Source organism: Streptomyces sp. NPDC057253 (assembly GCF_042669125.1).
In the GTDB taxonomy this organism is placed as follows: domain Bacteria; phylum Actinomycetota; class Actinomycetes; order Streptomycetales; family Streptomycetaceae; genus Streptomyces.
Genome location: NZ_JBHUXV010000025.1, coordinates 62,919 through 87,318, shown reverse-complemented (window position 1 = coordinate 87,318; position 24,400 = coordinate 62,919). Strand labels below are relative to the sequence as shown.

Annotated in this window: 23 protein-coding genes; 14 read left to right on the top strand and 9 right to left on the bottom strand. The window is 70.3% G+C overall.

Annotated elements, in window-relative coordinates; all coding sequences use genetic code 11:
* Positions 1-64: 64 nt before the first annotated feature.
* Positions 65-814 carry a hypothetical protein gene (locus tag ACFULQ_RS16640; protein ID WP_383544009.1) on the bottom strand — a complete coding sequence of 250 codons (750 nt, stop codon included), beginning with the start codon at positions 812-814 and terminating at the stop codon, positions 65-67.
* A 260-nt stretch (positions 815-1,074) separates the two neighbouring features.
* Between ACFULQ_RS16640 and ACFULQ_RS16635 the strand changes: the two genes are divergently transcribed.
* The 13 genes from ACFULQ_RS16635 (at position 1,075) to ACFULQ_RS16575 (ending at position 14,910) form a co-directional block, all read left to right on the top strand.
* Positions 1,075-2,388, top strand: a complete 1,314-nt coding sequence (locus ACFULQ_RS16635) for an ABC transporter substrate-binding protein (RefSeq protein ID WP_383544007.1) — start codon at positions 1,075-1,077, stop codon at positions 2,386-2,388.
* Between the two features lie 96 nt (positions 2,389-2,484).
* The gene (locus tag ACFULQ_RS16630) at positions 2,485-4,512 is read left to right on the top strand and encodes a branched-chain amino acid ABC transporter permease (RefSeq protein ID WP_383544004.1); all 2,028 of its coding nucleotides are present in this window, start codon (positions 2,485-2,487) and stop codon (positions 4,510-4,512) included.
* Positions 4,509-5,324, top strand: a complete 816-nt coding sequence (locus ACFULQ_RS16625; protein ID WP_383544001.1) for an ABC transporter ATP-binding protein — start codon at positions 4,509-4,511, stop codon at positions 5,322-5,324. The genes ACFULQ_RS16630 and ACFULQ_RS16625 overlap by 4 nt, the downstream gene beginning before the upstream one ends.
* Positions 5,321-6,034, top strand: coding sequence for an ABC transporter ATP-binding protein (locus tag ACFULQ_RS16620; protein WP_383543998.1), 714 nt, complete (start codon positions 5,321-5,323; stop codon positions 6,032-6,034). Before ACFULQ_RS16625 ends, ACFULQ_RS16620 begins: the two co-directional genes overlap by 4 nt.
* Before the next feature lie 58 nt (positions 6,035-6,092).
* The gene (locus ACFULQ_RS16615; protein ID WP_383543996.1) at positions 6,093-7,010 is read left to right on the top strand and encodes an alpha/beta hydrolase; all 918 of its coding nucleotides are present in this window, start codon (positions 6,093-6,095) and stop codon (positions 7,008-7,010) included.
* A gap of 72 nt (positions 7,011-7,082) precedes the next feature.
* Entirely contained in the window at positions 7,083-7,922 is an 840-nt protein-coding gene (locus ACFULQ_RS16610; protein ID WP_383543993.1) for a TauD/TfdA family dioxygenase, read from the top strand.
* 507 nt (positions 7,923-8,429) lie between these two features.
* A complete protein-coding gene (locus ACFULQ_RS16605; RefSeq protein WP_383543990.1) occupies positions 8,430-9,470 on the top strand; it encodes a Rieske 2Fe-2S domain-containing protein in 1,041 nt (346 codons plus the stop codon).
* 9 nt (positions 9,471-9,479) lie between these two features.
* On the top strand, positions 9,480-10,445 hold the full coding sequence (locus ACFULQ_RS16600) for a PDR/VanB family oxidoreductase (RefSeq protein ID WP_383543987.1): 966 nt from the start codon (positions 9,480-9,482) through the stop codon (positions 10,443-10,445).
* Between the two features lie 129 nt (positions 10,446-10,574).
* A complete protein-coding gene (locus ACFULQ_RS16595; protein WP_383543984.1) occupies positions 10,575-11,675 on the top strand; it encodes an ABC transporter substrate-binding protein in 1,101 nt (366 codons plus the stop codon).
* An 81-nt stretch (positions 11,676-11,756) separates the two neighbouring features.
* On the top strand, positions 11,757-12,650 hold the full coding sequence (locus ACFULQ_RS16590; protein ID WP_383543981.1) for an ABC transporter ATP-binding protein: 894 nt from the start codon (positions 11,757-11,759) through the stop codon (positions 12,648-12,650).
* Positions 12,647-13,426: an ABC transporter permease gene (locus tag ACFULQ_RS16585; RefSeq protein ID WP_383543978.1), complete on the top strand. Its 780-nt coding sequence runs from the start codon at positions 12,647-12,649 to the stop codon at positions 13,424-13,426. The genes ACFULQ_RS16590 and ACFULQ_RS16585 overlap by 4 nt, the downstream gene beginning before the upstream one ends.
* Positions 13,423-14,262, top strand: a complete 840-nt coding sequence (locus ACFULQ_RS16580; protein ID WP_383543975.1) for an ABC transporter permease — start codon at positions 13,423-13,425, stop codon at positions 14,260-14,262. The genes ACFULQ_RS16585 and ACFULQ_RS16580 overlap by 4 nt, the downstream gene beginning before the upstream one ends.
* A 33-nt stretch (positions 14,263-14,295) precedes the next feature.
* A complete protein-coding gene (locus tag ACFULQ_RS16575) occupies positions 14,296-14,910 on the top strand; it encodes a nucleoside deaminase (RefSeq protein WP_383543972.1) in 615 nt (204 codons plus the stop codon).
* A 123-nt stretch (positions 14,911-15,033) separates the two neighbouring features.
* Here the strand turns inward: ACFULQ_RS16575 and urtE are convergent, their stop codons facing one another.
* The 5 genes from urtE to urtA all read right to left on the bottom strand — a co-directional run bounded on the left by urtE (position 15,034) and on the right by urtA (position 19,882).
* Positions 15,034-15,726, bottom strand: a complete 693-nt coding sequence (gene urtE / locus ACFULQ_RS16570) for an urea ABC transporter ATP-binding subunit UrtE (RefSeq protein ID WP_383543969.1) — start codon at positions 15,724-15,726, stop codon at positions 15,034-15,036.
* Between the two features lie 5 nt (positions 15,727-15,731).
* Entirely contained in the window at positions 15,732-16,514 is a 783-nt protein-coding gene (gene urtD / locus ACFULQ_RS16565; RefSeq protein ID WP_383543965.1) for an urea ABC transporter ATP-binding protein UrtD, read from the bottom strand.
* Positions 16,511-17,641, bottom strand: a complete 1,131-nt coding sequence (gene urtC, locus ACFULQ_RS16560) for an urea ABC transporter permease subunit UrtC (RefSeq protein WP_383543962.1) — start codon at positions 17,639-17,641, stop codon at positions 16,511-16,513. Before urtC ends, urtD begins: the two co-directional genes overlap by 4 nt.
* Entirely contained in the window at positions 17,638-18,522 is an 885-nt protein-coding gene (urtB, locus tag ACFULQ_RS16555) for an urea ABC transporter permease subunit UrtB (protein WP_383543959.1), read from the bottom strand. The genes urtC and urtB overlap by 4 nt, the downstream gene beginning before the upstream one ends.
* Before the next feature lie 106 nt (positions 18,523-18,628).
* Positions 18,629-19,882, bottom strand: a complete 1,254-nt coding sequence (urtA, locus tag ACFULQ_RS16550; protein ID WP_383543956.1) for an urea ABC transporter substrate-binding protein — start codon at positions 19,880-19,882, stop codon at positions 18,629-18,631.
* 402 nt (positions 19,883-20,284) lie between these two features.
* Here urtA and ACFULQ_RS16545 point away from each other — a divergent pair, with 402 nt between their 5' ends.
* On the top strand, positions 20,285-20,767 hold the full coding sequence (locus ACFULQ_RS16545; protein WP_383543953.1) for a MarR family winged helix-turn-helix transcriptional regulator: 483 nt from the start codon (positions 20,285-20,287) through the stop codon (positions 20,765-20,767).
* Here the strand turns inward: ACFULQ_RS16545 and ACFULQ_RS16540 are convergent.
* From ACFULQ_RS16540 to ACFULQ_RS16530, 3 genes are all read right to left on the bottom strand, one after another.
* A complete protein-coding gene (locus ACFULQ_RS16540) occupies positions 20,724-21,842 on the bottom strand; it encodes a substrate-binding domain-containing protein (protein WP_383543950.1) in 1,119 nt (372 codons plus the stop codon). The two genes, ACFULQ_RS16545 and ACFULQ_RS16540, sit on opposite strands and share 44 nt — an antisense overlap.
* A 339-nt stretch (positions 21,843-22,181) precedes the next feature.
* A complete protein-coding gene (locus ACFULQ_RS16535) occupies positions 22,182-23,342 on the bottom strand; it encodes an NAD-dependent formate dehydrogenase (RefSeq protein WP_383543947.1) in 1,161 nt (386 codons plus the stop codon).
* A 105-nt stretch (positions 23,343-23,447) separates the two neighbouring features.
* Complete coding sequence (locus tag ACFULQ_RS16530) at positions 23,448-24,377, bottom strand: LysR substrate-binding domain-containing protein (RefSeq protein ID WP_383543944.1); 930 nt, start codon at positions 24,375-24,377, stop codon at positions 23,448-23,450.
* Between the last annotated feature and the right edge of the window lie 23 nt (positions 24,378-24,400).

Below are 24,400 nucleotides of genomic sequence, written 5' to 3'. Positions count from 1 at the left end.
CCGCCATGGCCATGGCCCGCTCCAGCGACGTCCCCGAGTCCTCGTCCTGTCGCGTCACACCGGCCTACGCCGGTTCGGTGAACTGGTCGAACACCATCACCGCAGCCCGGGTGGCGAGGGACCAGCGGTCCTGTCCTTCCGGGTCCTCCAGGTGGGGATGTCCGGCGATCCAGCGCATGTGGAAGCCGTCGAGCAGGGCGGCGATGGTGGTGGCGAGGTGTTCGATCCTGTACGGCGCGCGCATGCGCAGCCCGTAGGCGTCCAGCAGCGCCTGGTACGCCTCGCAGGCAACCTCGGTGAACGACTCGCCGTAGTGCCCCAGGGCGTCGCGGACGCGCGGATTGGCGGCACTGGCGTAGAAGCCGAGCAGCACCCGGTAGATCGGGTCCACGCGATGGTTCTCGTGGTTGTCCGTCAGGACGTCGTTGAGAGCCTCCTGCCAGGTCGTCCCGCTGTCGACCGCCTCCTTGAAACGCCGGATGCTCTCCGACAGCCCCGGGACCAGTTCGGCCTGTCGGCTGGTCAGGTGGAAGAGGAGATCCGCCTGGAAGTCGGCCTGTGCGGGCCAGATCTGGTAGATGGAGCCGGTCGTGATCGCCGGTGCCGTGTCGTCGCCCAGCCTCTCCCGCATGATGCGGGTGGCTTCCTCGGTGACCCGCTTGACGCGGATGTGGGCAAGCGCCGCGGAGACCGCCTCCTCGCTCGTGTCGGAGGTGCCGGCGCAGACGAGCTGGGTGGCCGCTTCCAGCATGAGGGCCCGGGTCTCTTCGGGTGAGCGCCGAGGGAGCCTGCGTCTCACGGCGTGCTCCGTCATGTCCGTCCCTCCCATTGCATGATCGTTAATTCGGTGTGAACCGGGGCGTTGACAGGGCGCCAGCGTACACCTAGATTCCCGATCCGTAAGAAAGTTACGGAACTCGAAAGCGCCGATCACCTGGTCTTTCGGCGTCCTTTCGGCTGGACCGCGGCACCGGTCATCCCGGTGCGCCCTCCTGCCCTCCGCTGCCTTCCGCGCTCTCCCCGCATGCCGTGCCGGGCACCGCCCTGCCGTTTTCCGATCCTGGAGGATCCCGCATGCCCGCAATCTCACGCCCCCTCAGACTCGGCCTCGTCTCCGCCGCCATGGCGCCCCTGCTGGGCGTCGCCGCATGCGGCGGAACGGGCACCGACGCATCCTCGTCGTCCGGCGCCTCCGCGGGCGGCTCCTCCGCGGCCTCGGACTCCCGCTCGTCGAGTGACGTGGTGACCGACTACCTCGGCTACGTCGGCGGAAAGGCGGGCAAGGCCGACGCCGGCCTCGCCCCGGTCACCCTGGGCTGGGTGAACGTCGAAGGCGGCCCCGGCGGCAACCCCGAAGCCACTCTCGGTGCCCGTGCCGCGGTGACGTACGTCAACGACAGACTGGGCGGCATCGGCGGGCACCCGCTGAAGCTCAACGTCTGCACGGTGGTGTCCGCGGAGGAGGAGGGACAGAAGTGCGGCCAGCAACTGCTGGGCGCCAAGGAGGTCTCCGCCATCGGCGTCGGCAATCTCTACCTCGGAGACGCCTCCTTCAACTCCGTGATCGCGGGGAGGAAGCCGGTGCTGGTCGGAGTGGCGACGGGCCCGACCATGCCCACCGCGAAGAACACCTTCAGCACCTTCGGCGACCTGCCGCACATCTTCGGCACCTGGGGCACGTACGCCCGTGACGTGCTGAAGGCGAAGACCGCTGCGGTGATCCACACGAACACGCCCGGCGACAAGATCGCCTCCGGAGCAGCGGTGAAGGGCCTGGAAGCGGCTGGTCTGAAGGTGAAGTCCGTCGGATTCGACGCGCAGTCCACCGATCTGATCGGCCCGGTCACCGCGGCCGGGGCGAACACCGCGGATGTCGTGGTCCCCATCTCCGTCGGGGGCGGCTGCGTCGGGATCGCCAAGGCACTGAAGCAGCTCAATGTCACCAAGCCGGTGGTCTCGACGCCGCTGTGCATGTCCCCCGATGTCGCCCAGGGACTCGGAGGGGACCTGCCCACCTGGACGTACGGCGTCGCCCAGACGCTGCCCATGGACGCCACGGCCGCCGACTCCCAGGCGTTCCTCAAGGCCTCGGCTCAGGCCGGGCTGGGCGAGGGCGACCAGTCCAAGGTCTTCGCGCCGCTGGGCTGGAGCACTGTCCTGACGTACGCGAAGGTGCTCAACGCCATCGGCCCGGACAAGATCACCCCCGCGTCGGTGACCGAACAGCTCAAGAAGTTCCCCGGGCCAGTGATCATGGGCGCCGCCGAGGTCAAGTGCGGCAAGTACGCGGACGCCCCCGCCGTCTGCAACGACCAGGCGAGGTTCTACCAGTACGAGGGCAAGGGCCGGTTCAAGCCCCTGACCGACTGGATCCGCCCGCCCCAGTGAGCCCCGCCCGCCCGCGCCGCCTCCGCTGAGGCTGCACACCTCCCAGGACGCAGCCTCAGCGGCGCGGACGCACGGACTCATGACAGGAGTCATGCAGTGGAACCGATCCTGCTCTTCGCCATACTCGGCCTCGGCCAGGGGGCACTGATCGCCGGCATCGCGCTCGGCGTGGTGGTCACCTATCGGGGCTCGGGCATCATCAACCTGTCCACCGGCGCGGTCGCCATGGCCTCGGCCTATGCCTTCTGGGCCCTGACCACGGGTTTCTTCGGGCTCACGCTGCCCGTCGGACCCGCTCTCGCCGGGGCCCTCGCGGTCGCGCTCGCCATCGGAGTGCTCACAGAGGTGGCGGTCTTCAAGCCGCTGCGCACCGTCTCGCCCCTGGCCAAACTCGCGGCCTCCCTCGGCGTCCTGCTCACCCTCCAGGCCACCGTGCTCCTGGTCTTCGGGGTGCAGCCGCAGCAGGCGCCGAGCATCCTGCCGACCGGCACCGTCACCGTGCTGGGCATCACCACACCCTCCGACCGCTTCGTCCTGGCCGGCCTGGTCGTCGTGCTCTCCCTGGTCCTCGGGGCCCTGTACCGGTGGAGCCGCTTCGGCCTGGCCACCCGCGCGGCCTCGGAGAACGAACAGGCCGCTCTTCTTGCAGGGCTGTCGCCGAACAGCGTCTCGATGGCCAACACCCTCCTGGCCGCCCTGGTCGCCGGGCTGCTCGGGGTCCTGGCCGCGCCCATCGTGCAGGTCGACTCCATGACGCTCCCCCTCCAGGTGGTCCCGGCCCTGGCCGCCGCCCTCTTCGCCGGGTTCACCTCGCTGTGGATCGCCTGCACCGCGGGCATCCTCATCGGAGTGCTCCAGTCGATCGTGTACTACCTGTCCACGCAGAGCTGGTTCCCGTCCGACAACGGCAACGCCATGCCCGGCCTCCAGCAGCTCCTCGTCTTCGCCCTGATGGTCGTAGCCCTGTACCTACGCGGTGCCGGTCTGCCGCGCCGCGGTGAACTCGTCGAACAGCGGCTGCCCTCGGTGCCGTTGCCGGAGCGGCTGCTGCGTCCCGCGCTGATGTCCGCCGCGGTCGCCGCCGCCGCACTGGTGGTGCTCCCCTTCGACTTCCGCCAGGCGCTGACGAACTCGATGATCGGCATGGTCATCGTCCTGTCGTACGTCGTCATCACCGGCTACGTCGGACAGATCTCCGTGATGCAGCTCGCGCTCTCCGGAACCGCGGGCTTCGTCCTCTCCCACCTCTCGGTCGGGTGGGGCATCCCGTTCCCGTTCTCCGCCCTCGGCGCGATGGTGCTGGCCACCCTGCTCGGAGTGGCCGCGGGCGTCTCCGCCCTGCGGGTGCGGGGCGTGAGCCTGGCCGTCGTCACCCTGGCCGCGGCCCTGGCCATGGAACAGGCCCTGTTCAACAACACCTCGTTCGGCGGAACGGCCGGAGTGTCCGTACCCCCGCCGGGTCTGTTCGGGATCGACCTTGGACCGAAGGCGGACTTCCGCGGCCTGGACGGCAACGAACCCAGCCCCATGTTCGGCTTCCTTGTCCTGGCCGTCACCGTCGCCCTCGGACTGTACGTCGCCCACCTCAGGCGCACCGGACTCGGCCGGCGGATGCTCGCCGTCCGCTCCAACGAGCGCGCCGCCGCGGCAGCCGGTGTCGACGTGCGGGCCGTGAAGATCGCCGCGTTCACGATCAGTTCCTTCATCGCCAGCGCCGCCGGCACCCTCTACGGCTACAACTTCGGCTCGGTCAGCGCTGCCCGGTTCACCGCCCTCGCCGCCCTCGGCCTGATCGGTTTCGCCTACATCGGCGGCATCACCATGGTGTCCGGAGCCGTGATCGCGGGGCTGATGTCCACCGAGGCGCTGCTGCCCCACGCACTGGACAAGTGGTTCGGGATCAAGGGGACTTGGGCCCTGCTCTTCGGCGGCGTCTCCCTGATCGTGACGCTGATCGCCAACCCCGACGGCATCGCGGGCGCCGCCCACCGCCGCAGGACGGCGAAGAGGGCGAGACGCGCGCCGGCCCCGACGGGACCACCGGCCGACACCGCATCCGCGGTCGGCTCCCCGGAGATCCACCTCGGCCGCACCCCTGCCGACGTCAAGGAGGTCGCACCGTGAACGTGCTCTCTGTCCAGCAGTTGGGCGTCAGCTACGGCGGCGTCCACGCGCTCAGCGATGTCTCCCTGGAGGTCGGCGAGGGCCAACTCGTGGGGCTCATCGGCCCCAACGGGGCCGGCAAGACCACCTTCGTGGACGCGGTCACCGGTCTCGTCGCCGCCCGGGGAAGGGTGGAACTGGACGGCAGGGACCTGACCGGACGGGCGCCCCATGTACGAGCCCGCCGGGGGCTCGCCCGCACCTTCCAGAGCAGCGAACTCTTCGAGGACCTCACGGTCGCGGAGAACCTCCAGGTCACGGCGGACCCCTCGACATGGTGGACCACGCTCGGCGAGACCTTCGGCCGCCGCCCGTCCCCGAACCCCGTTGTGCCCGAGGCTCTCGCGGCCCTGGGACTCGAGGACCTGGCCGACGCCTCGGCACACGAACTGTCCCAGGGCAGCCGCAAACTCGTCGGTGTGGCACGGGCCTTGGCAGCCCGACCCCGCATCATCTGTCTCGACGAACCCGCGGCCGGCCTGGACACGACGGAGAGCGCCGCACTCGGCCGCAGACTGCGCACGGTCGCCGAGGCCGGCACCGCGCTGCTCCTCATCGACCACGACATGAGCCTCGTGATGGGCATCTGCGACCACGTCGTCGTCCTGGAGTTCGGCAAGGTGATCGCCTCCGGGACACCGGCACAGGTCCGAACCGACCCAGCCGTCATCGCCGCCTACCTCGGGGCATCCGCCGTCCAGCCCGCCACCGCGTCCGGCACCTCGGCCGGCGGCTCCGCCGAGGCCCTCACCAGCACACCGGAGACACCATGAGCACCCCCGTCCTGAAGGTGGCCGGACTCACCGCCGGATACGACGGAGCCGCCGTCGTCCGCGGGATCGACCTCGACGTGGGCGCGGGAGAGGTCGTCGCGCTCCTCGGGGCCAACGGAGCGGGGAAGACCACCACGCTCAAGACCGTCTCCGCGCTGCTGCGCCCCCTTGCCGGCAGGATCACCTTCAACGGAACGGACCTCGGCAGGATCCCGGCAGCGACCCGCGCCCGCCTCGGCATCGCCCACGTTCCGGAAGGACGAGGCATCTTCTCCGGCCTCACGGTGGCGGAACACCTGCGCCTCGGTCACCGGGGCGAGCGCCTCGACCAGGCGGCCGCCGAGCGTTACTTCCCCGCCCTGTCCCGCCTCCAGGACCGCAAGGCAGGACTGCTCTCCGGCGGCGAGCAACAGATGCTCGCCATGGGGCGAGCTCTGGCCCGCGGCCCCAGGCTGCTCCTGCTCGACGAGCTCAGCCTCGGCCTGGCACCCATCATCGTCGAGGAGCTGCTGCCCATCGTCAGGCGCTATGCCGACGACACCGGCTGCGGGGTGCTGCTCGTCGAACAGCACGTCGGCCTCGCCCTCGACATCGCCGACCGCGGCTACGTCCTCTCCCACGGCGCGATCACCGCGCACGCCCCGGCCCGGGAACTCCGGGCCGACCAGTCCCGGATCATCGCCGGCTACCTCGGCGAGCAGCACGCCTGAACCGGCGGGCGGCCGCCGGGTCCTCGGGGCTGCCCGCGTACCCAAGAAAAGGAACCCGATGTTCACCTTCGAAAGCGAAGACGGCGTCCAGATCCACGTGCACGAATGGAAGCCGCAGACACCTCCGCGAGCCGTCGTCCAGATCGCGCACGGCATGGGAGAGCACGCCGGCCGTTATGCCCCGCTCGCGGCAGCACTGACCGCTCACGGCTACGCCGTCTATGCCAACGATCACCGCGGGCACGGGCTGAGCAGACACGCCGAGCCCGGTCATCTCGGGGACGACGGCTGGAACCGGCTCGTCGGTGACATGGTCACCCTCTCCGAGGCCATCCGCGAGCGGCACCCCGGCCTGCCCCTGGTGCTGCTCGGACACAGCCTCGGTTCCTTCGCCTCGCAGCAGTACGTCCTGGACCACGCCCACCTGATCGACGCACTCGCCCTCGCCGGTACCACCGCGGTCGACGTCATGCTCGCGGCACAGGCGCGGGAGGCGGCGGAGGGGAGAGACCCGTTGCTCGCGCTCAACGAGGCGTTCCAGCCCAGCCGCACGCCGTTCGACTGGCTCAGCCGCGACGCACCGGCCGTCGACGCGTACCTCGCCGACCCCATGTGCGGCTTCAGCCTCGACGCCCAGGGCATGGCCGACATCACCGTCGCCTCGGCGTCACTCGCCCAGCCCAAGGGCATCCCGGCGGATCTGCCCATCTGCGTCCTGGTCGGGGACCAGGACCCGCTGAACGCCGAACTCTCCCGCAGCACCCTGCTCGTCGAACGCTACGCCGAGGCCGGCCTCATCGACGTGAGCTATCTCAGCTACCCCGAAGCCCGGCACGAACTGTTCCACGAGACCAACAGTCAGGAGATCGTCAGCGACCTACTGACCTGGCTGAACCGCGTCCTCCCCCGCCGACCCCGGCACTCCCCGCCCTTCCTCAGCCGCAACGGAAAGCACGCGGATGGATCACTTGGGTGAAACATGGGGCTTCTACTCTGAATGAACCGGTTGGTTCGATCGGGCTTCGCTCCGGGGACTTCAGGAGGCGCTGTGCCGGACGTCAGCTCCGCAAGTTTCATCCCGCGCAGGGTGACCGGCCCCCAGGAGGCGGCAGAGGTACTCGCCGCCGAGGGCGCGGCCATCGTGACCGGGCTGGCGGACGAGGGGAACGCGGTCGCGATGGGCCGCGCGATCATGGGGGACCGGGCGGTGCGCTGCGGCACCCAGTTCGAGGCGACGAAGGAGAGCGCCCGGGTCGAGGCGATGCAGATGAAGGCGCAGCCCGCCGACCCGCGCGGCCGTAAACGCGACGCCGCCGGCCCGTCCGAGGAGCGGATGGTCGCCCACAACGACGGCTTCGCCTTCGGTGACTACGCCCCCGACCATCTGTTCCTGTGGTGCGAGCGGCCCGCGGCCCGCGGCGGCGACTCCTTCCTGATCGACACCTCCCGGCTGCTGGACCTGCTGGCCGCCGATCCCGGCAGCGCCGCGCTCGCCGACTTCTGCCGCACGGTCGACATCGACCACTCCGAGCCCAACTACCCGCAGCACGGCTTCTCGCCGATCGTCCGGCGGACCCCGTCGGGCCGCTTCCAGGGCCGTCACCATCCCTATCTCGCGCCGGTCGAGGGGCCGTCGGAGCTGGAGCACTGGACGTATGTGCGCGCCTGGCAGGCCGCGGTCGTCGCGGCCCGTGACAGCGGGCCGATGTTCCGGGTGGGCCCGGGCGAGATGATCTGCGTCGACAACTACCGGGTGTTGCACGGCAGGGACGGGTACAGCGACCCGCTGCGCAGGGTCTGCTCGATCTGGGGCTGGAGCCAGGACGCGGTCGCGGTTCCGGACGGTCCGCTGGACATCGTCGTCCCCCGGATCCCGATGGCGTCGTGAAGTCTCCGTCGTTCCAGCGACGGCCCTGACCGCGCGACCGGCCCCACCTCCCGCGGTTCCGCAGGCGCCCGCACCGGCCCCCAAACCAAAACCGGGCATGGAATCCGTAAGTAACAAACACGGAATGGCAGGGCAATCTACGTGCGTCAGTCTCGGCTTGGTCGTCCGGCGGCAGACAGTCGGCACTGAGCACGGAGGGATGCGCGATGAGCTGTGTCAGCGCGTGCAGCACGGACCTCCGGTGCCGTGCCCACCAGTCGGCCTGGACCCGCGGACGCGTGGCGCACGGTTCACATCCGGAGTCCGAGGGCTCTCACCACTGACCTCGTACCGATGACCGCGCCCGGCTGCCCTGCCCGCTCTGCGGTTCCACGGTGCCTCCACCCCGGGATCGGCTTGTCACCGCACTCTCTCGCCTCGTACGTGTCCACGCCGCCGTACCGGCGTGCGCGCTGCACAGGTGTCTGTCCGGCCGTTCCCCGCCGCGCCACGCAGAAGGACTTCCGCATGACCACTGCTCCACCCCGCCCTGCTCTCCCCCGGGACTGCACGTTCGACGCCGACGACTGGGCGATCCTCGCCCAGCACTGGTACCCGGTCGCCCTGTCCAGCGAGATCGGCGACACCCCGACCGCCGTGCGTCTGCTCGACGAGACCCTGGTGGCCTACCGGGTGGGCGGCAGCGTGGTCGTGGCCCACGACATCTGCCCGCACCGCGGGGTGCCGCTGAGCCTGGGCGGCGGCGACGGGAACGGCATCACCTGCGCCTATCACGGGCTGCGCTTCGGCGAGGGCGGGCGGTGCGTGAAGGTGCCGGCGCACCCGGAGTCGAAGATCCCGTCGCGGCTGAACCTGCGGACCTACCCCGTCGTCGAGCGGTACGGGCTGGTGTGGACCTGCCTGCGCCCCGAGCCCGGCGCGGCCCCGGTGATCCCGGCCATGGCCCACTGGGACGAGGCGGGCTTCCAGCAGATCAACTGCCCCTGGATCGACATCGCCGCCTTCGCCGGGCGCCAGGTCGAGGGCTTCCTCGACGTCGCCCACTTCGGCTTCGTCCACCTCGACTCCTTCGGCGACCCCGACAACACCGAGGTCCCCGACTACACCCCGGTCCGCCACCGCTACGGCCACTCCGTCGACTACTGGAGCACCGTCGGCAACTACCCGCACGGCACCAAGCAGGCCCCGCCCGGCTTCCGTTGGCTGCGCCGCTTCGACGTGCACCTGCCGTTCACGGCCACGCTCGTCGTGCACTTCCCCGACGGCGGGCTGCTCAGCATCATGAACGCCGCCTCCCCCGTCTCCGCCCGCCGGACCCGCATGTTCGCGCCCATCGCCCGCAACTTCGACACGGACCAACCCGTCCAGGCCGTATACGACTTCAACCGCACGGTCTTCGAGGAGGACCGCGCCGTCGTCGAGGTCCAGAAACCCGAGAACCTCCCCCTCGACCCGAGACTCGAAGTGCACATCCCCGCCGACCGCAGCTCCATCGCCTACCGCCGCGGCCTGCGCGACCTGGGCCTGAGCCACTTCTTCACCGCGTAGGGGCCCACCGTGCAGACACTCGACGTCATCGTCCACACGATCTCCCTCGCCTCCGCCACCAGCCGCACCTACGAACTCCGGGCGGCGGACGGCGGGGACCTGCCGTCCTTCGAGGCCGGCGCCCATATCGACGTACATCTCGGGCCCTCCCTCGTCCGTCCGTACTCCCTGTGCAACTCCCCGCGGGAAAAGGGCCGTTACCTGATCTGCGTACGGCGTGACGACACCGGCCGGGGCGGCTCCCGCACCCTGCACCGCGATCTCACCGTGGGCCGACGGCTCCGGATCTCGCCCCCGCGCAACCACTTCCCGCTCGTGGCGGCCGGGCATCACGTGCTCGTCGCGGGCGGGATCGGCATCACCCCCCTGCTGTCGATGGCCGAGGCCCTGGCCGCGCGGGGCGCGTCGTTCGTCCTGCACCACTACACCTCCAGCGCGGCGGAGACCCCGCTGCTGGAGCGGCTCCAGAGCTCCGCTCCCGGCGAGCGGGCCGTGATCCACCACAGCGACCAAGGGGACACCGTCCGCGCGGGGCTGCCCCCCGAACTCCGGGTCCCCGAACCGGACACGGCCGTCTACGTCTGCGGGCCCGACGGCTTCATGACCCACGTCGTGGCCGAGGCGACCGCAGCGGGCTGGCACCCCGGGCAGCTCCACACCGAACGCTTCGCCCCGGCGGCTCCAGCCGCTGCGGGAGACGAAATGGCCACCCCGTTCACCGTACGGATCGCAAGCACCGGCACCGGCTACCGCGTCCCCGCCGACCGCACCATCGCCGAGGTCCTCACCGCCCACGGCGTCGAGGTCGAGCTCTCCTGCGAGCAGGGCATCTGCGGTGCCTGCCTCACCCCCGTCCTGGCCGGTGAACCCGACCACCGCGACGAGGTCCAGACCCCGGACGAGCGCGCGGCCGGCGACCGGATCACCATCTGCTGCTCCCGCGCCCGCACCCCCGAACTCCTCCTCGGCCTCTGACCCGGGATCCCTGATCCCGGGCCGCCGCCCGACCGGAGACCGGCCCGGCACCGTCCGGGCCTCGCCCCACCCATGTTCCTCAGGTCCGTCAGGCCGGTGCCGACCCGGCCAGTGAAAGGAAAGCGCGCCATGACCCGAAGCACGAACAGTGACAGAGCGTTCGCCGCCACCGACCGCCGTCTCTTCCTGAGGCGGGGACTCCAGTTGGGCGGTGCCGTGCTGCTCGGCGGCCCGCTGCTCGCCGCGTGCGGCGATTCCGATTCGTCGTCCTCCACCTCTCCCACGTCCTCCGGTGACAAGAGTTTCGGTGAGCTCACGCTTCGGCTGTCCTGGATCAAGAACGTCGAGTTCGCGGGCAGCTACATCGCGGACAGCAAGGGCTACTACACGGACGAGGGCTTCTCGAAGGTCACGCTGATAGGCGGCGGCCCGTCCGCGACTCCGATGGAGACGGACGTCGTCACCAAGAAGGCGCTCGTCGCGATCAGCGCCCCCGACATCACGGGCTCGGCCGTCGCCAAGGGCGCGCCGCTGAAGATCATCGGCGCGCAGTACCAGAAGAACCCGTTCTGCATCATGTCGATGGCCAAGGCCCCGATCACCAAGCCGGAGGACATGTACGGCAAGAAGATCGGCGTCCAGGCGGGCAACGAGTCCGTGTGGGCGGCGTACATCAAGGCGACCGGGCTCGACGAGTCGAAGATCACGAAGGTGCCGGTGCAGTTCGACCCGCTGCCCCTGACCCAGGGCACCGTGGACGGCTGGTTCTCCTTCGTGACGAACGAGCCGAACACCCTGCGTCTGAAGGGCTTCAAGGTCGCCACGATGCTGCTCGCCGACACCGGTTACCCGCTGGTCTCGGAGACGTACATCGTCCGCCAGGACACCATCGACAAGCAGCGCGAACTGCTCAAGGCGTTCCTGCGCGCGGAGATCAAGGGCTGGAAGGCGAACATCGCCGACCCGGCGCTCGGTGCGAAGCTCGCGGCCGAGACGTACGGCAAGGGGCTCGGGCTGACGACCGAGGAGCAGACCCTTGAGGCCAAGGACGAGAACAAGCTCATCGTGAGCGCCGACACCAAGAAGAACGGCCTGTTCACGATCACGCCGGAGCTGGTCGAGGAGAACCTCAAGACGCTGAAGTACGGCGGTCTCGACCTCACCGCCGACAAGCTCTTCGACCTCTCGATCATCGAGGAGGTCTACAAGGAGGACCCCAGCCTCGTCTGAGGCGCCGGCGGTACCGGTGCGGCCCCGTCGGCCCGCCGGTACCGGCTTCCCACCACCCGCACCGCACCCAGAGGTCATCTGATGAGTACCGCAGCAGCTGTTCCCGACGCCTCCGACGACCCCGGACAACAGGCCGGCTCCGGCACCGGGCTGTCCCTGCGCGGGCTGAGCAAGGAGTTCAAGCTCGGCCGGCAGCGCGTCCCCGCACTGGCCGGCGTCGACCTGGACACGGCCGAGGGCCAGTTCCTCACCCTGCTCGGGCCGTCGGGCTGCGGGAAGTCGACCGTGCTGCGGATCCTCGCCGGTCTCGACAGCCCGACCTCCGGTACGGCGCTCGTGCACGGCGAGGATCCGGAAGCAGCCCGGAAACGGCATCACCTGGGCATAGCCTTCCAGGACGCCGCGCTGCTGCCGTGGCGCTCGGTCGCCGCCAACATCCGGCTGCCGCTGGAGATCAGCGGCATCAAGGCCGACCCGGCCGCCATCGCCGACCTCATCAAGCTGGTCGGCCTCGAAGGCTTCGAGAAGGCCCGCCCCGCCCAGCTCTCCGGCGGCATGCGGCAGCGCGTCGCGATCGCCCGCTCGCTGGTCGTCGACCCCAAGGTGCTGCTGCTGGACGAGCCGTTCGGCGCGCTGGACGACATGACCCGCCAGCGGCTCAACCTCGAACTCCAGCGCATCTGGCAGGCCCGCGCGGTGACCACCCTGCTGGTCACCCACTCCATCAACGAGGCCGTGCTGCTCAGCGACACCGTCGCGGTCATGTCTCCCCGGCCGGGCCGGATCGTGGAGAAGGTCACCATCGACCTGCCCCGCCCCCGCACCCCCGAGATGATGCGCTCGCCCGAGTTCCACGCGTACGCCGACCAGTTGTCGGAACTCCTGTTCGGCCGCGCGGAGGCTCCCGCCGAGGCCACCGAGGTCACCGCCGAGTCCGCCGATGCCGCCCCCGAGCCCGCCGCGGAGGCGTCATGAGCGCGCGCCGCTCCGCCTGGGCCGGAGGGGCCCTCGGCATCGCCGCCCTGGTCGGGGTCTGGTCGCTGCTGTCCACCACGGTCGTCGGCACCGGGGACGGCGTGCCCACCCCCTGGGCGGTCGTGGCGAGCGTGTTCGACGACGGCTGGACCTTCTACAGCCCGCACGTCACCCAAACCGTGGGCGAGGCCCTGACCGGCTATCTGCTCGGCAACGCGCTGGCGCTGGGCCTGGCGGTGCTGGTCCTCCTGGTGCCCGTGCTGGAGCGGGTGATCACGCAGATCGCGGTGGCCTCGTACTGTCTGCCGATCGTCGCGGTCGGTCCGATCCTGTCCCTCGTCCTGGACGGCGACAAGCCGATGGCGGCGATGGCCGGGCTGTCGGTCTTCTTCACCACCCTCATCGGCGCCCTGCTCGGACTGCGCTCGGCCGACCCGGCCTCGCTGGACCTGGTACGCGCCTACGGCGGCGGCCGTTGGCAGCAGTTGCTCCGGGTCCGCCTGATCGCCGCGCTGCCCAGCACCCTGGCCGCGCTCCGGATCGCCGGTCCTGCGGCACTGCTCGGCGCGATCATCGGCGAGTACCTCGGCCGCGTCGACAGCGGCCTCGGCATCGCCATGACCATCGCCCAGCAGCAGCTCGACGTGCCCCGCACCTGGGGCATCGCCCTGGTCTCGGGCGCCGTGGCAGGCGTCGCGTACGGGGTGGTCGGGCTCGTCGCCCGCTACGCCCTGCCGTGGTCGCGCACGACGACAGTGGAAGGCGGAGGCGCATGAGCACCGTGACGGGAGCGAAGACGGGGAGGGCCCCGGCGCTGCGGTTCGCGGCGGGCGTGCTGCGCCCGCTGCTGAACGTGATCGTGACGATGGCGGCCGTCGTCGTCCTCTGGATCGTCTTCCTGAAGGTCTACGACCTGGACCCGCTGGTGGCCAAGTCGCCGGTCGACATCTTCCACTACCTGTTCACGGGCACGGACGCGGACGCCCACCGCTCGCTGGTCTCCTCGGGCCTCGGCCGCACGCTGCTGGACGCCGGGTTCGGCTTCGTGGCCGGGCTGGTGGCGGCGGTCGCGGTGGCGGTCGTGTTCGTCCTGTCCCGGAGCGTCGAGCAGGCGCTGCTGCCCGTGGCGGTCGTCCTGCGGTCGGTACCCCTGGTGGCGATGACCCCGCTCATCACCCTCGTCTTCGGCCGCGGTCTGATGGCCACCACCGTCATCAGCGGCCTGATCGTCTTCTTCCCCGCCCTGGTCACCATGGCCTTCGGCCTGCGCTCCGCCTCCCGCCAGGCGGCCGACCTGTGCCGCGCGTACGGCGCCGGTGACTGGACCGTCGCCCGCAAGGTCATGCTGCCCAGCGCGGTCCCCGCGTTCTTCGCCAGCGCCCGCGTCGGCGTGCCGGGAGCCCTGATCGGCGCGCTGCTCGCCGAATGGCTCTCCACCGGACAGGGTCTCGGCTACGCCATGCTCAAGGACTCCTCCACCTTCGACTACGACCACCTCTGGGCGTCGGTCGCGGTCCTCACCGCGGTGTCCGCACTGGCGTACAACATCATCGCGGCCGTCGAGACCGTCGCCCTGGCCCGCTTCGCGCCCAACATCCGCCCGGGCACCTGATCCCGTCCCGCCTGCAACTGGAGCCCAGTGCCCATGGACACCACCGCCTTCGCCACCTCATTCGGCGCCCAACTCCCCCCATGGGTGCTGACCGAACTGGCCGACGCGCCCGACACCCTGCCCACCGACGAGGACCGGATCCGTCTGACCAACCGCCTCGCGGACCGCAACCACCGCGAGGACACCGGCGGCCCGTTCGCCGCCCTGGTCGTGGAGACGGAGACCGGTCGGCTCCTCTCGGCGGGAGTCAACCTCGTCCTGTCCTCAGGACTCTCCTCCACCCACGCCGAGGTCGTCGCCGTCTCCCTCGCCCAGACCCGCCTGGGCGCGTGGGACCTCGGCGCACCGGGCGGCCCCGATCTCGAACTGGTCGTCAACTGGCGCCCCTGCGCGATGTGTTACGGCGCCGCGATGTGGTCCGGCATCCGCCGCCTGGTGGTCCCCGGAGAAGGCCCCGAACTGGAACAGCTCACCGGCTTCGACGAGGGCCCCATGCGCGAGGACTGGGCCGAGCAGTTCGAGCAGCGCGGCATCCAGGTCACGTCCGGCGTACTGCGCGACGAGGCGATCGCGGTCTTCCGCGCCTACGGCGAACGCGAGGACGCCGTCGTCTACAACGCCCGCGGCGCCGCGACGGCCACCTCGTAGCGGGTCCGGTCGCGCCTCCGACCTGAGTCCCACCCGGTACGGCGGCGCGGCGGGCACGTGCGGACGGCCCTCGACGGGGATCGGATTCCCACCGTCGAAGGCCGGACGCTCACCGGCCAGGACTCACACGCTGAGCGCCGCCCGTACCGTCTGTTCGGCGCCCGTGCCGCCCTCGCCCGAGGAGGTGACGCGGCCCGCCTCCAGGACGTAGTACTGCTGCGCGGCCCGCATGGCGAAGCCGACGTGTTGTTCCACGAGGAGGACCGAGAGGCCGCCGCGCCGGGTGAGGGCGAGGATCGTCTCCTCGATCTCGGCGACCACGGACGGCTGGATGCCCTCGGTCGGTTCGTCGAGCAGCAGCAGCCTCGGCCGGGTGATCAGGGCGCGGGCGATGGCGAGTTGCTGCCGCTGCCCGCCGGAGAGCAGGCCGGCGCGGCGGCCGGAGAGCTCACGCAGGACGGGGAAGAGGTCCAGGGCCTCGGCGGTCGCCTCCTTGCCGTCGGGGCGTCCGTCGGCGACGAGTTGGAGGTTCTCCGCGGTGGTCAGATGCGGGAAGGACTGCTGGCCCTGGGGGACGTACGCCATGCCGCGGGCCACGCGCTGGTGCGGGGCGAGGCGCGTGATGTCCTCGCCCTCCAGCAGGACGGCGCCGCTCTTCGGCCTGAGCAGTCCCATGGCGACCCGCAGGAGGGTGCTCTTGCCGGCGCCGTTGTGGCCGAGAACGGTGGCGACCGCGTCCTGCGGGACCGAGACCGTGACGCCGTGCAGCACGGTGGTGCGGTCGTAACCGGCCTGTACGGAACTGATCTCCAGCATGCGTCTCACGCCTCCTCGGCGACGGCGGCGGGGGATGCCGGTTCGGGTTCGGGTTCGGAGGCGCGCCCGAGGTAGACCTCCTGGACCTTGGCGTCGGCCTGCACCTCGGCGACCGTGCCCTCGCTGAGCACCCTGCCGGCGTGCAGGACGCTGACGCTGCGGGCGAAGGAGCGCATGAAGTCCATGTCGTGCTCGATGACGACGACCGTGTGGTCCTCGCTCACCCGCTGCAACAGCGCGCCGGTCGCCTCCCGTTCCTCGTGGCTCATGCCGGCCACCGGCTCGTCGAGCAGCAGCAGCCGCACGTCCTGGACGAGCAGCATGCCGATCTCCAGCCACTGCTTCTGCCCGTGCGCGAGAACGCCCGCCGGGCGCTCGCGCAGCTCGGTCAGGCCCGTCGTCTCCAGCGCCTTCGCGACCGGTTCGGGGATGTCCTTGCGGCGGCGCAGCATCGTCCACACGCCCCGCCCGGCGCCCGCCGCGATGTCGAGGTTCTGGAGCACGGTCAGTTCCTCGAAGATGCTGGCCGTCTGGAACGTACGGCCGATGCCCAGGCGGGCGATCTTCTGCACGGGCTTGCCCAGCAGGTCCTGGCCGCCGAAGCGGACCGACCCGGTGGCCTTCACCAGGCCGGTGATCGCGTCGACCAGAGTGGTCTTGCCCGCGCCGTTCGGACCGATGAGGAAGCGCAGGTCGCCGGGGCGGATGTCGAGGTCGACGCCGTCGACGGCGGTGAACCCGTCGAACGTCACCCGTAGGCCGCGGACGGTCAGTCCCTCGCCGCTCATGCTGTCTCCCCAGAGGTACGGGACCGGGTGGCGCCGCCGGTGCGGCGCTTGCGCAGGACGACGCCCAGGGAGGCCAGGCCGCCGGGCAGGAAGCCGACCGCCAGCACGAACAGCAGTCCCTGGAGGTAGGTCCACGCGGCGGGGAACTCGTCGGACAGCGTGCTCTGCGCCCAGGCCACGGCGACCGCGCCGAGCACCGCTCCCACCAGGGACGCCCGCCCGCCGACCGCCGCGCCGATGACGAAGCCGATGGAGGGCACGATGCCGATCAGGGCCGGGGAGATGATCCCGACGGCCGGGACGAAGAGGGCTCCCGCGAGACCCGCCATGCCGGCCGCCACGACGTACGCCACGAGCTTGATGTTCGCCGGGTTGTAGCCGAGGAAGCGCACCCGTTCCTCGGAGTCCCGTACGGCGACCAGGAGTTCGCCGTACCGGCTGACGAACAGCTGGCGGGCGACGGCCATCAGCAGGAGCAGCACGGCGGCGATGACGAAGTACACCATCCGCTGGTTGACCGGGTCGTCCAGCGAGTAGCCGAAGAAGCCCTGGATGTCGGTGAGGCCGTTGGTGCCACCCGTGGTCGCCTGCTGGCCGACCAGCCAGATGGAGAGGGCGGCGGCGAGTGCCTGGCTGAGGATCGCGAAGTAGGCGCCCTTGACCCTGCGCCGGAAGACGAAGAAGCCGAGCACCGCGGCGACGGCCATGGGCAGCAGCACCGTCATGGCGAGCGCGAAGCCCGGGTTGGCGAAGGGCTTCCACCACCAGGGCAGCGCGTCGCCGCTGCCGTACAGCTGCATGAAGTCCGGCAGCTTCTCGCCGTTGGCGGCGGCGTCGGTGAGCTTGAGGTGCATGGCCATGGCGTAGCCGCCGAGGCCGAAGAAGACTCCCTGGCCGAGCACCATGAGGCCGCCGCGGCCCCAGGCCAGGCTGACCCCGACGGCCACGATCGCGTAGCACAGGTACTTCGCGAGGAGGGAGAGGCGGAAGTCGGAGAGGGCGACCGGGGCGATGCCGAGCAGGAGAACCGCGCCGAGGGCGAAGCCCGCGGGCACCCGGAAGCGGTGCAGCAGGGGTGTGGAGGGCGGGGTCAGGGTGTCGGGGGGCGTGGTCGTGGTCGTCGTCATGCCAGGCTCCGGGTGCGCAGCGTGTACAGGCCCTGGGGCCGCCACTGGAGGAAGGCGACGATCGCCACCAGCACCACGACCTTGGCGACGCTGACGGTGGTCGAGTACTCCAGGACGGACTGGAGCACGCCCAGTGCGAACGCCGTGATGACGGCGCCCTTCAGCTGTCCGATGCCGCCGACGACCACGACCAGGAAGGCGTCGACGATGTAGTTGGTGCCCATCGTCGGGCCGATCGGTCCGACCAGGGTGAGCGCGACGCCGGCCACGCCGGCCAGGCCGGAGCCGATGAAGAAGGTGATCCGGTCGACCTGTCCGGTGGCGATGCCGGAGACCTCGGCGAGGTCGCGGTTCTGTACGACGGCCCGGATACGGCGGCCCAGCGGGGTGAACCGCAGGATCAGGGTCAGGCCGAGGACGCAACTGAGCGCCAGTCCCAGGATGAACAGGCGGTTGTTGGCGAAGGTGACCGAGCCGGCCGAGATGTTACCGGTGAGGATGTCGGGCGCGGCCGTCTGCACGTTGGGGGCGCCGAAGACGTCCCGGGCCAGCTGCTGGAGCATCAGCGAGACGCCCCAGGTGACCAGCAGGGTGTCCAGCGGGCGGGTGTAGAGCCGCCGGATGAGCAGCCATTCCAGCAGCGCGCCCATGGCGCCCGCGACCAGGAACGCGAGCGGCAGGGCGACGAGGAGGGAGACCCCGGCGCTGCTGATGGACTTCTGCAGGACGTACGTCGTGTAGGCGCCGGCCATGATGAACTCGCCGTGCGCCATGTTGATCACGCCCATCTGACCGAACGTCAGGGTCAGGCCGAGCGCGATGAGAAGCAGGACGGCACCGATGCTGATACCGGTGAAGGACTGGTTGAGGACGACCGTCATGAGGCGGCTCCGGGTCGGGTACGGACGTACGGGTTTGCCACGTGCGGGCTGGCCACCGGCGCGACCCGGCCCCGTGACGGAGCCGGGTCGATCCCGTGGGCGGGGCTCAGGACAGGCCGGAGGCCCAGGAGTAGCCCTTGAGGTACGGGTCCGGCTTGATCGGCTTGCCCGAGTTCCAGACCTCCTCGATCAGGCCGTCGGAGCCGACCTTGCCGATGCGGGCCGTCTTGTAGACGTGCTGAGTGGCGCCGTCGACGGTGACCTTGCCCTCGGGGGCGTCGAGGACGATGCCGTCGGAGGCGGCCTTCACCTCGGCGACGTCGAAGGAGCCGGCCTTCTCGACCATCGCCTTCCAGAGATAGACGGAGATGTAGGCGGCCTCCATCGGGTCGGAGGTCGGCTTGTCCTTGCCGTAGGCCGCCTGGTAGGCCGCGACGAACTTCTTGTTCGCGGCACCCGGGGTGGTCTCGTAGTAGTTCCAGGCCGTCAACTGGCCGTCCAGGTACTGCGTTCCGATGCTCTTGACCTCCTCCTCGGCGATCGAGACGGAGAGCACCGGCAGGCTCTTGGCCGTGAGACCGGCGGACTTGTACTCCTTGAAGAAGGCCACGTTGCTGTCACCGTTGAGGGTGTTGAACACCGCGTCGGCGCCGGAGCCCTTGACCTTGTTGACGATGGTGCTGAACTCCGTGGAGCCGAGCGGCGCGTAGTCCTCGCCGACCACCGTCAGACCCTTGGCCTTGGCGTACGCCTTGATGATCTTGTTGGCGGTCCGCGGGAAGACGTAGTCGCTGCCGACCAGGTACAGCTTGGTCAGCCCCTGCTTCTTCAGGTAGTCGAGGGCGGGCACGATCTGCTGGTTGGTGGTGGCGCCGATGTAGAAGATGTACGGCGACTGCTCCAGGCCCTCGTACTGCACGGGGTAGAAGAGCAGCGACTTGTACCGTTCGAAGACCGGCTTCACGGCCTTGCGGCTGGCCGAGGTCCAGCAGCCGAAGGTGGCCGCGACCTTGTCGTCCGTGATGAGGGCCTCGGCCTTCTCGGCGAACGTCGGCCAGTCCGAGGCGCCGTCCTGGCTGATGGGCTTGAGCTTCTTGCCCAGGACACCGCCGGAGGCGTTGATCTCCTTGATGGCGAGCAGCAGCGAGTTGTGGACCGTGACCTCGCTGATGGCCATCGTGCCCGAGAGCGAGTTGAGCAGACCGACCTTGACCGTGCTGCCGGACGTGTCCGCCGAGGCGCCGGAGCCCGACGCCGTCTCCGTGCCGGTCTTGGCGCCACAGGCGCTGAGGGCGGCGGACGCGCCGGCTGCCGATATACCGGCCAGAAGACCACGCCTGCTGATGCTGAGCCCGGACATGCACAACCTCCTTGCCCCGAAGGGCGAAGCGAAATGAGCGGAGTGGCTGGAAAGAGCCGTGGGAGGGAGGGGGAGGTACACGCTTCAGAGGCGGCGGCGTTGGCGCACGGGTTCCCCAGCCGTTCCGGGGTGGTGTCCGGGCTGGTCGCTGAAGTGCGGTCACAGCCTGCGAGCACACTGTTACCGGTGCGTTTCACGGCAATTGAAGAATGGTTTCCATTGGAAGTAAAATTGCGGGCCAAACCAAAAAGGCCCCCGCTTGAGATGCACGATTGACGGCATCACAGCGAAGGCAATTAATGCTTCCTGTGGAAAGGATCAGTTTCTCTGTTCCGCTTGTCAAGGGTCCGGTGATCACAGGTAGGCTAGGACACGGGGCGACAGCACGAGCGGAGGAGCACGATGGCGAGACAGCCGCAGGACCTGCTCTACCTGCTGACCCGGGCCGAACGCCTCGCCGTGCGCCGAGTGCAGTCCGTGCTGGACGAGTTCGACTGCTCGGTGGAGGCATGGAGGGTGCTCGACCTGCTGTCGGACGGGCAGGGGCACAACATGACGGCCCTCGCCGACCACGCCTTCCTGCCGGCCCCGAGCCTCACCAAGCTGGTCGACCAACTCGTCGACCAGAACTGGGTCTACCGCCGCGTCGACCCCACGGACCGGCGTCGGGTGCTGGCCCACCTCACTCCGCGAGGCATGCAGCGGTGGCAGTTGCTTTCCCGTGAGGTACGAGCCGGGTGGGGGGACCTGGAGCAGTCGCTCCCCGGCGAGGAACTGGACCAACTGCTCGTCCGGCTGGCCGAGGCCCTGGAGGGCCGGGGCGCCACCGCCCCCGGCGGCGTCACACCAGGTCGTGCGGAGCGCGGAGTTGGGCGAGCACGTTGAAGTCGATCCCGTCCGCCTCCGCGAGGTAGATGCGCTGGCGCACATGCCGGTCGCGGAGGTGGAGCAGCCCGCGTGGCCCCTCGTAGGAGACGGTCTCGGCGGCGGCGGAGATCGCGGCCACGTCCAGGGTGCGGGCCCGCTCGATGAGTGAGGCGAGCAGCAGCACGCCCTCGTAACAGGATTCGCCGAGGCTTCCGGGGGCCGGCGCCTCGATGCCGAAGCGGTCGGCGTACTGGCCGTGGAAGTCCAGGGTGTCCTGGTTGGCCAGCGAGGCGAAGAACCCGGCCGTGCTGAAGAGGTCACCGGTCGCCTCCGGACCGCTGGCCATCAGCATGTTCTCGTCCATGAGCGTGCTCAGCCTGAGGCAGCGCTGGTCGAGTCCGGAGGCGGCGAAGGCACGGTTGAAGCGGACCGCGTCACTGCCGACCAGCAGCATCAGCACACCGTCCGCGTCCGCGTGCTCGATGCGCCGCAGCACGTCACCGAAGTCCTCGGCGCCCAGCGGGAGATACGCCTCACCGCAGACCCGCCCGCCCCCGCACGCGCGGGCGTACCGACGGGCCTCCCGGGCGGTGCGCCGGGGCCAGACGTAGTTGTTGCCGACGACGAACCACCGGCGCACCCGCCGGGTCTCGGCCAGGAGCCGCATGGCGGGCAGCAGTTGCCAGTCGGGCGTCTCGCTGGTCAGGAAGACACCGTCGGTGCGCTCGCCGCCTTCGTACAGGGCGGTGTAGACGTACGGCACCAGGTGCGCGATACGGGGCGCCACCGCCTGTCGGACCGAGGAGATGTGCCAGCCGGTGACCCCGTGGACCACGCCCGTCGCCACCAGGGCCTCGACCTCGCCGGCGACCTTCCGGGGGTCGGCGCCACCGTCGACCTCCAGCAGCTGCAACTCCTTGCCGAGAACACCACCGGCCCGGTTGACCTCCTCGGCGGCCAGCCGCGCGCACGCCTCGCAGCCGGGACCGAAGATCCCGGCGGGCCCCTGCATCGGATACACGAGCGCGACGTTCAGGACCGACTCGTCGGCCGTGAACCACTCGGGCGTGTGGAGGCTGAGCGGCCGCTGCATGGCCACATGATTGCGGGGCGGCTGTCGGGGGCCCAAGCGTTGTCTCGGATCGAGACCTTTTTGTAGGCAGGGGGCAGGGCGGAACCCGGCGAGACTGCGCAGAGAGTGCGGCAGTGCGGGAGTCCCTGGAGGAGACCGGCATCGTCGCCGAGGCGGCAACGGTGCTGGGCGAGCGGATCCACCCGGACACCGACCGACGCGTGGGGTACATCGCGTGCGGCGGGGCTCTTGACCAACGGCGGCGGATTCTCCTTCCGCAGCGCAGGAGGCTCCGCGCCCGGCGGCGAGGAGCGGAGCCTCCGTGACACGGCGTACCGCGAGTGGCCTCCGAAGTTCGCGTCAGCGCGTGACCGAGTAGGAGTGCGCGCCGGTTCCCGCCAGGGCTCCGCTGTCGACGATCAGGTACTCGTCGCGGATCGGGCGGCCCGCGAACCAGGACTCCAGGATCTCGCGGGTGCCTGCCGCATAGCGGGCCTGCGCGGAGAGGGACGATCCGGAGATGTGCGGGGTCATGCCGTGGTGCGGCATCGTGCGCCAGGGGTGGTCGGCCGGGGCGGGCTGCGGGTACCAGACGTCGCCCGCGTACCCCGCCAACTGTCCGCTGCGCAGGGCGCGTTCGACGGCGTCCCGGTCGACGATCTTCGCCCGGGCCGTGTTGATCAGGTACGCGCCGCGCTTCATCGTCCCCAGCAGTTCGTCGCCGAACAGACCCTCGGTCTCGGGGTGCAGCGGGGCGTTGATGGTGACGACGTCGCAGTGCGGCACCATGTCGGCGGTGCTGTCGTGCCAGACCAGTCCCAGCTCTCGCTCGATGTCCTCGGACAGCCGGTGGCGGTCGGTGTAGTGCAGCTTCACGTCGAAGGGGGCGAGGCGGCGCAGGACCGCGAGGCCGATGCGTCCGGCGGCGACCGTGCCGACGTGCATGCCCTCCAGGTCGTACGAGCGGGCCACGCAGTCGGCGATGTTCCAGCCGCCGTCCAGTACCACCTGATGGGAGGGCAGGTAGTTGCGGACGAGGGAGAGCGTCATCATGACCACGTGTTCGGCGACGCTGATGCTGTTGCTGAACGTCACCTCGGCGACCGTCACGCCGTGTGCGACCGCCGCGTCCAGGTCGACGTGGTCGGAGCCGATGCCCGCGGTGACGGCGAGCTTGAGGTTCTTGGCGGCGGCGATCCGCTCCGGGGTGAGGTACGCCGGCCAGAACGGCTGCGAGATCACCACGTCCGCGTCCGCCAGCTCGCGGTCGAAGACCGAGCCGTCGCCGTCCTTGTCCGAGGTGACGACGAGGGTGTGCCCGGCCTTTTCCAGGAAGCTGCGCAGGCCGAGTTCGCCGGAGACGCTGCCCAGCAGGTGGCCCGGGGTGAAGTCGATCGACTCGGGGGTGGGGGCCGTCTGTCCTCCGGGGTAGGTGGCGATGGCCGGGACGTCGTCGCGGGCGTACGTGGTGGGGTATCCGTCGGTGGGGTCGTCGTACAGGACGCAGAGCACCTTGGCCATGTCGCGGCTCCTCAACTGGCGTTGCGGGAAGGTGCCGTTCACGATCCTCGCCGCCAAATGCCCAGGTCAAAGCGTTCCTCGCTATAGGCGTATAGGCGCCGGCTATCAGTCCCCGTCGAGATAGGTACGCAGGAGTGCGTCGAGCGCCTGGCGTACGTCTGCCTCGCGGGCGACCGCGAGCAGGGCGCCGGCGAGGACGGACGGCGGGTCGTCCGGGCCGGTCACCAGGCCCACGCGCGGCCCGTGAGCGGAGCCCTCCAGCGCCACCACCCGCATCCCCTGCGGTACGCCGAACATGTGGAGCCAGGCATGCGAGATGACGCTGGACCAGCGGCCGCCGGGCAGATGGGCGTACAGGCCGGCCACGGTGTCCGACTCGATCGCGGGAGCCGCCTTGGCGCCGTCCGCCGCGAAGCACTCGTCGATGATGCGGCGGTTGCGCATCCGCGGGCCGAGCAGGCAGAGGGGCAGGGTCGCGGCCTGAGCCCAGCGGACGTTCGGAACTCCCGCGAGTGGGCCGTCGACGGGGGTGAGGAGCACGTACCGCTCCTCGTACAGCGGCAGTCGGCTCAGGCCGGCCAGTGCCTCGTCGTCGAGGTAGGTCATGGCCGCGTCCAGCTCGAACTCGGTCAGTTTGTGCCGGATCTCCTCCGAGGACAGGGACTCGATGCTCACCCGGGCCCGGGGGTGGTTCTCGCAGAACGGGTTGGTCAGAAGGGAGGCGGTGGGCAGCGCGGTGGGGACCACTCCGAGGCGCAGCGTGCCGCTGAGGCCGTCCTTCAGTGCGGACAACTCCTGTTGCAGGCCGTCGCGTTCGGCCAGGATGCGGTGCGCCCACGCCAGTACCACCTCGCCTTCGGGGGTCAGCCCCTCGTACTTCCGGCCACGGCGCACGATCGGGACGCCCAGTTCGTGTTCGAGCCGCCGTATCGCGGCCGACAGCGATGGCTGGGAGACGTAGCATGCGGCCGCCGCGCGCACGAAGTGGCGTTCGCGGGCGAGCGCGACGAGGTACTCCAGCTGGCGCAGCAGCATGCGCGACCCCCTAGGGCTTCGGT